Source organism: Corallococcus llansteffanensis (genome assembly GCF_003612055.1).
GTDB lineage: Bacteria > Myxococcota > Myxococcia > Myxococcales > Myxococcaceae > Corallococcus > Corallococcus llansteffanensis.
Genome location: NZ_RAWB01000499.1, coordinates 1 through 7,358, shown reverse-complemented (window position 1 = coordinate 7,358; position 7,358 = coordinate 1). Strand labels below are relative to the sequence as shown.

At 71.9% G+C, this 7,358-nt stretch carries 3 protein-coding genes; 2 read left to right on the top strand and 1 reads right to left on the bottom strand.

Annotated features, from left to right (window positions below):
• Positions 1–125: 125 nt before the first annotated feature.
• Together D7V93_RS33175 and D7V93_RS33170 are read left to right on the top strand one after the other, a co-directional pair.
• Positions 126–3,905, top strand: coding sequence for a DUF3858 domain-containing protein (locus D7V93_RS33175; RefSeq protein ID WP_120647195.1), 3,780 nt, complete (start codon positions 126–128; stop codon positions 3,903–3,905).
• A gap of 105 nt (positions 3,906–4,010) precedes the next feature.
• The gene (locus D7V93_RS33170) at positions 4,011–5,720 is read left to right on the top strand and encodes a glycoside hydrolase family 99 protein (protein WP_120647194.1); all 1,710 of its coding nucleotides are present in this window, start codon (positions 4,011–4,013) and stop codon (positions 5,718–5,720) included.
• A gap of 42 nt (positions 5,721–5,762) precedes the next feature.
• On the opposite strand, the gene D7V93_RS33165 is transcribed toward D7V93_RS33170, so the two are convergent.
• Positions 5,763–7,220: an isoaspartyl peptidase/L-asparaginase gene (locus D7V93_RS33165; protein ID WP_120647193.1), complete on the bottom strand. Its 1,458-nt coding sequence runs from the start codon at positions 7,218–7,220 to the stop codon at positions 5,763–5,765.
• Positions 7,221–7,358: the final 138 nt, after the last annotated feature.

Genomic DNA, 7,358 nt, shown 5'->3' with positions numbered 1-7,358 from the left:
GCCAAGGCGGCCCCCGCCAAGTCCACGAAGCGCCGCTAGGGAAACAGCCGGAAGCCGTCTCCGGACACGCACCGCAAGGGGAATATGGCCTCGCCGGGGGGATTGCATTATCCCTCGACTCCCCTATGCGCACCTTCCGTCGCGGCCTGACCGCGCTCGCCCTCGTCGCTGGCCTTGGCCTCACCGGTTGCCCTCGGCCGTCCTCCGTCGTCGCGCCCCACGTGCTCGAGTCCGCCGCCGAGCGCGCCGGACAGGGTGACGCCGAAGCGCGCACGCTCGCGTTCGCGGGCTTCCACGCGTACCTCATCGCGGGCGACGTGGGGCTCGCCCAGCAGCGCTTCGACGCCGCCGTGAAGAAGGACCCGGGCGACCCCTACGCCCTGGAGGGACAGGCGCTGCTGGCCCGGCGCAAGGGCCAGTCCGACCGCGCGCTCGCGGCGTCGCTGGAATTGGTGAAGCGCGCTCCCCGCCACCCGCTGGCCGCCATCGCCGCCCGCTACGTGCTGGACCGCGTGGGCACCTCGCGCGCGGAGGACGACGCGCTGCTCAAGGGCGTGGACGCCGCGCTCGCCGCGGGCGCCCAGGGCGAGACGGCCTACCTGCTGCGCGCCGCCAGGCTCGCGGTCGCGAACCTCCGCGCGGACACGGCCGCCCAGGCGCAGGCGCTCAAGGACCTGGGCGGCGCGGGTGAGGCCACGCTCGTGGGCCCCTTCTCACCCTTCCACGTGCTGGCCATCGACGAGCCCATCGCCCCGGAGAAGGACGGCTCGTTCGCGGGCCCCTTCACGGGCGCGTACGGTCCGCTGACCGCGCGCACGCTGCGCTCGCCGGACGGGCGCCTGGACCTGGGCGGCGAGCCCGGCCACGGGGACATGTACGTGCTGGGCATCGACGCGGAGGTGGCGGAAGCCGGCGTGTACGTGCTGCGCACGGTGAGCCAGACGTCGCACCGCGTGCTGATGGACGGCGCGCCGGTGCTGGAGCGCCGCGACTGGGCGCGCACCGCGTCCACCGTGTCCGCCCGGGCGCTGGAGCTGCCCGCGGGCAAGCACCGCTTCGTGGTGAAGCTGTCGCGCGACAACTCCATGGGCGGCCTCACCTTCGCGCTGCTCAAGGCGGACGGGAGCGCGTCGCAGGTGCGCCTCACCGCCGCCACCGGCCCCGCGCCCGTCTGGACCGCCACGCTGGACGAAGCCGAGGCCCCGTCCGTGTACCCGGGCGCGGAGGACCTGGCCCAGGCGCTCCAGTCCGAGGCCGGTGAGCTGCTGGGCGCGTTCCTCGCGGTGCGCGACGGCCTGTCGCGCGACCTGGACGGCACGCGGCGGCTGATGGCGAAGCTTCCGGCCACGACGCCCGCGGTGCTGACCCTGCGCGCGGAGCAGGCCGCGCAGGACCGCACCATCCCGTCCAAGGTGGCGCGCGGCCGGGCCACGCGCGACCTGGAGGCGGCGCTGGCGAAGGACCCGGGCAACGTGTCCGCGCTGCTGCTGCGCGCGGACCTCTTCCTGGATGACGGCCAGCCGACCACCGCGCTGGACACGCTGAAGACGGCGCGCGACGCGGCGAAGCCCGCGGGCTTCCCGGTGCACCTGCTGCTGGCCCGCGCGGCGCTCGCGCTGGACGTGGACGCGCTGGCGGAGACGTCGCTCGCCGCGGCGCTGGAGGCCCAGCCGGGGCTGTGCGAGGCGCTGGGGCTCCAGTACTCGCTGGCGCGGCGCCGGGACGCGACGGCGCGCAGCGACGACCTGATGAAGGCCCAGGAGGGCTGCCCCGGCGCGGAGGCGCGCAAGGTGGATCACCTGCGCACGCGGGGGGACATGGAGGCCGCGGCGAAGGGCTCCGCGCAGCTGCTCGCCCAGGACCCCACCAACCTCAACGCCGCCGCGGCGCTGGCCACCGCCTACATCAGCCTGCGCCGCTACGACGACGCGGCGAAGGTGCTCCAGTCGCTCGCGGCCGTGTGGCCGCGCAACACGGAGCTGCTCAAGCGGCTGGCGGACGTGCGCGAGTACGCGGGCCAGGGCGCGGAGGCGCTGAAGCTGCGCGAGCAGGCGCTGAAGCTGGACGGCAGCGACCTGCCCCTGCGCCGCGCGGTGGAGCGCGCGAAGACGGGCAAGGAGCTGCTGGCGGCCTACGCCATCGACGGGAAGGAGGCGCTGAAGGCCTATGAGGCGGCGCCCATCACCGGCGGCAGCGCGGCGGCGTACGTGCTGGACGCGGCGGCGGTGCAGGCGTTCCCGGACGGGTCGCTCGTCAACCGCATCCACACCATCCAGAAGGCACTGGAGCAGTCGGGCGTGCAGGACATCGCGGAGGTGAACATCCCCCGCGGCGCGCAGGTGCTGGCGCTGCGCACGCTCAAGGCCGACGGCCGCGTGCTGGAGCCGGAGAACTTCGAGGGCAAGGACACGGTGAGCCTCCCCGGCGTGCAGGTGGGGGACTCCGTGGAGGTGGAGTACCTGCTGGCCGAGGGCGAGCGCGGCCCCGCGCAGCCGGGCTTCACCGCGTCCGCCTTCTACTTCCAGATCGCCAACCAGCCGAACGCGTGGAGCACGTACACCGTCGTCGCGCCCAGGGGCAGCGGCATGAAGGTGGACGCGCACGGCATGAAGGCGCCGGCCCCGGAGGTGAAGGGCGACGTGGAGGTGTTCCACTACGACGCGCGCCGCGTGCCGCCGTTCATCCCGGAGCCGGACGCGCCGCCCACGGGCAACGAGTACCTGCCCTTCGTGATGGTGGGCGCGGGCGAGACGGGCAACGACGGCCTGGCGCGCGTGTACGGCGACGCGTTCCAGGACCGGTGGATGCGCACCGCGGAGGTGGAGGCGTTCGCGCGCGAGGCCACCGAGGGCAAGAAGGGCCTGGACGCCGTGAAGGCGCTGCACGCCACGGTGATGAAGCGCTTCTCCGGACGGGACGCGAGCCTCGCGCAGTCCGCGGCCTCCACCGTCGCGCAGGACCGGGGCAGCCGCCTGTCCGTGATGAAGGCGGGCCTGGAGGCGCTGGGCATCCCGTCGCGCGTGGCGGCGGTGCGCACCTTCAACACCGACCCCGCGACCTACCTCTTCCCGGCGGACGCGCTCCTGCCCTACGCGGCCCTGCGCGTGGAGGTGCCGGGGGAAGCCCCCGTGTGGGTGGACACGTCCGTGCGCTTCGGCCCCTTCGGTGAGCTGCCCGAGGCGGCCATGGGCGAGCGCGAGGCGTACCTGCTGCCGGAGCCCGGCAAGCCGCTGGAGAAGGTGAAGACGCCCGCCCTCAAGCCGCGCGCGGGCAAGGACGTGAAGCTCACGCTGGAGATTGGCACCGACGGCAAGCTCACCGGCCAGGGCGAGGAGACCTACTCCGGCTTCGACGCCGCGCAGATCGCCGACGCGTTTGATCAGCTCTCCGCGGAGAACCGCAACCAGGCGCTCCAGGGCGCGGTGTCGCGCTACTTCGCCGGCGCGGAGCTGTCGTCCGTGAAGCTGGAGCACGCGCAGGAGGTGGGCGCCCCGTTCGTGCTGCGCTACGCGTTCACCGTGCCCCGCTTCGGACGCATGGAGGGCGACAACCGCATGGCCCTGGGCCCCCTCACCTTCCCCGCGCTCCTGGGCCGGCGCTACGTGCAGGTGAGCTCGCGCTCGACGCCGCTCTACATCGACGACACGGAGGCCAGCCGCACCAGCGTCACCCTCACCCTGCCCCAGGGCTGGAAGCTCAGTGATCCGCAGGCGGGCCTGAAGGTGGACAGCGAGTTCGGCCACTACACCCGCTCGGAGAAGCAGGACGGCCGCGCGCTCACCATCGCCGAGTCCATGCTCCTGCCCCGCGCCCGCATCACCCCCGCGCAGTACGAGAAGTTCGCCGCCTTCGCCGGGGACGTGGACCTGCTCCAGGTGCGCGAGCTGTTCCTCGTGAAGAAGTAGCGACGGCGACACGACCTTCCAGGAATTCAGCTATTCCTGATTGATGACGTCTTGTGTTAACGGGCTCCTGGCCGGGGTGGTTCCTCCGGCCAGGAGCCTTTTCACATGAGACATCAGGATTGGATTTCGCTCGGGGCGTGCGCGCTGCTGGGGCTGCTTGGCGCGGGGTGTGGCACGCCCGCGTCTCCTTCGGATGGCGCGACGGGGCCGGAGCTGGAGACGCAGCGCGCGGGCGCGGCGGTGAAGGTGCCGAAGTCGGTGGGCAAGAAGGTCTACGTCCACCTGATGCCCTGGTTCGAGACGCGGGCCACGTCGGGCAACGGGGCGTGGGGCATCCACTGGACCATGGCCAACCAGAACCCGGACGTGGTGGACGGCTCCGGGCGGCGGCAGATTGCGTCGTACTACTACCCGCTCATCGGGCCCTACGGCTCCGGGGACCGGGACGTCATCGAGTACCAGCTGCTGATGATGAAGTACGCGGGCGTTGACGGGGTGCTCATCGACTGGCCGGGCACCATCAACGCGTTCGACTACCCGAAGAACCGCGCCAACACCGAGGCCATCATCGCGCAGACGGCGGCGGTGGGGCTGGACTTCGCGGTGGTGTACGAGGACCACAACGCCCAGCTCGCGTACGACGCGGGCGCCATCACCGACAAGTTGGGCGCCGCGCGCAATGACATGGCGTACCTGCGCGACCGGTACTTCAACCAGCCCAACTACATCAAGGTGGACAACGCGCCGCTGCTGCTCGTCTTCGGGCCGCAGACGTTCCAGTCCGCCGGGGAGTGGACGAACGTCTTCTCACCGCTGAGCCAGAAGCCGACCTTCCTGACGCTCTGGTACGAGTCGGGCGAGGCGGGCGGGAACGCGAAGGGTGAGTTCGCGTGGATCTACCCGGACTTCACCGCGGGCCTCACGCACTTCTACAACAACCAGCCTTCGCCCCTGAAGTTCGGCTCCGTGTACCCGGGCTTCCGGTCGTTCTACACGGCGGGCGGCTGGGGCGGGCCCACCTGGGAGATCGCCCACAACGGGCTCACGGCCTTCAACCAGACGCTGGACCTGGCGAAGAACGCGGCCAGCATCAACCACTTCCAGCTCAACACGTGGAACGACTACGGCGAGGGGACGATGATCGAACCCACGCGCGAGTTCGGCTACGGCTTCCTCACGTCGCTCCAGCAGAAGCTGGGCGTGCCGTATTCGCAGAGCGAGCTGGAGCTCATCAACACCCTGTACCAGCAGCGCAAGCAGTCCGCGGGCGACGCGACCCGGCAGGCGCAGCTGGCCCAGGCCGCCTCCGCGCTGTCCGCGCTGGACATCACCCAGGCGCGCAACATCCTCAACGGCGGAGGCACGGGCAGCGGCCCCTCCGTCACCAACGGCGGCTTCGAGTCCGGCATGTCCGGCTGGACGACGTGGACGCCCAACGGCACCTCGGGCGCGGCCTTCACGGAGACGTACAACGGCGGGCACGCGAGCGCGAACCACCTGACGCACTGGAGCGGCGCGCCGTTCGAGACGTGGACGTACCAGGCCCTGTCCGGGCTGGCGTCGGGCAACTACAAGGTCCGTGCGTGGGTGCGGAAGGGCGGCGGCTTCGACATGGCGCGCTTCCAGGTGAAGGGGTGCGTTTCGTGCACGTTCGCGTTCACCTCGCTGGGCACGTACGGGGACTGGACCCAGGTGGAGACGCCCGCCGTGTCCGTGACGGGCGGCTTCCTGGAGTTCGGCTTCCACACGCGGGCCCTCACCGGCAACACCGCCAACTTCATCCACATGGATGACGTGTCGGTCATCAAGCTGTAGCGCGCGAGGGGGTGCCCGGGCCTCGCGGGCCCGGGTGCCTCTTCACGGTTGCTGGAAGATGGCGACGGTCGGCGTGCCGTCCTCGCCGATGTAGCCGCGGTACATGCCGCTGGAGTTGAAGGGCATGGCCACGTGGCCCTGGCGGTCCATGGCGATGACGCCGCCCTCGCCGCCCGCCTTCACGAGCACGTCGTGGATGACGAAGTTGGCGGCCTCCGGCAGGGGCAGGTCCTGGTACTCCACGCGGGCGCAGATGTCGCGCGCCACCGTGTAGCGGATGAAGAACTCACCGTGGCCCGTGGCGGACACCGCGCAGCGCTCGTCCGCGTAGGTGCCCGCGCCGATGATGGGCGCGTCCCCCACCCGGCCGAAGCGCTTGTTCGTCATGCCTCCCGTGGACGTGCCCGCCGCGAGGTTGCCATCCTGGTCCAGGGCCACCGCGCCCACGGTGCCGAACTTGTGGTCCCCCGTAATCGGATCCACGCCCGGCGTCAGCGGCGCAGCGGCCTGTGTTCCTGGCTTCGCCGGAGGAGCGGCCTGTGTTCCCGGCGTCGCGGGAGGAGCGGCCGGCGTTCCTGGAGCGGCGGGAGGAGCGGCCTGCTTTCCCGGCGTCGCGGGAGGAGCGGCCGGTGTTCCCGGCGTCACGGCCGGTGTTCCCGGCGTCGCGGGAGGAGCGGCCTGCTTTCCCGGCGTCACGGGCGGAACGGCCTGTGTTCCCGGCGTCACGGGCGGCTGTCCGGGCACGGGGTGCGAAGCAGCCGGCGTTCCGGGAGTGGCGGGCGGAGCGGCCGGTGTTCCCGGCGTCGCGGGTTGCTGCTGATCAGGTGTCGAGGGTGGCTGTCCCGGCGTCGCGGGCGGAGCGGCCTTCGCCTTCTCCTGCTCCAGGGCCCGCTGGAGGCCCTGCCAGCGCTCCTCCGTGTAGAAGTACTTCGCGTCCACCAGGGGCATGCCCTGCGACTGCGCGAACGCCTCCGCGCCGTCCCCCACCATCATCACGTGGGGGGACTTCTCCATCACCAGCCGCGCCAGGTCGATGGGGTTCTGGATGTGGCGCACTCCGGCCACCGCGCCGGCCGCGCGCGTCTTGCCGTCCATCACGGCCGCGTCCAGCTCGTTCACGCCGTCGTGGTTGAACACCGCGCCCTTGCCGGCGTTGAAGTACGGCGAGTCCTCCAGCACGTGGATGGCGGCCGTCACCGCGTCCAGGCTCTTGCCTCCCTTCGCCAGCACCGCGTGGCCCGCCTGGAGCGCCTGGGTGAGCACGGCGCGCATCGCCGCCTCGCGCTCCGGGGAGAGGTTCTCACGCGAAATCACTCCCGCGCCGCCGTGGATGACCAGCCCCCACTTCGGCTTCACCCGGGGCGGTGCATCCGTGCGCAGGGCGGCCTCGTCGCGCGCGGCCCCCTCCTGGGTCGACGTGACACAACCCAGGGGTGCCAGCAGCAGCACGGCGCCCGCGAGCAGGCTGCGGTGCATCCGAGGGGAAGACGAGGGAGACATGCCGTGCACCTCCAGAGAAGACCCGTCCTAAAGCCGTTCGCCCGGGGCCTGTCCAGGACCGACGCATGCCGCGCTGCACCAAGGGCCTGGGGACTGTCCCACCACCGGAACCACGAGCCCCTGTCTGCCCGGTTGCCC

Bases quoted from the DNA above. Each gene is read 5' to 3' on its own strand.
- D7V93_RS33175 (WP_120647195.1), top strand. From the start codon at position 126: ATGCGCACCTTCCGTCGCGGCCTGACCGCGCTCGCCCTCGTCGCTGGC.
- D7V93_RS33170 (WP_120647194.1), top strand. From the start codon at position 4,011: ATGAGACATCAGGATTGGATTTCGCTCGGGGCGTGCGCGCTGCTGGGG.
- D7V93_RS33165 (WP_120647193.1), bottom strand. From the start codon at position 7,220: ATGTCTCCCTCGTCTTCCCCTCGGATGCACCGCAGCCTGCTCGCGGGC.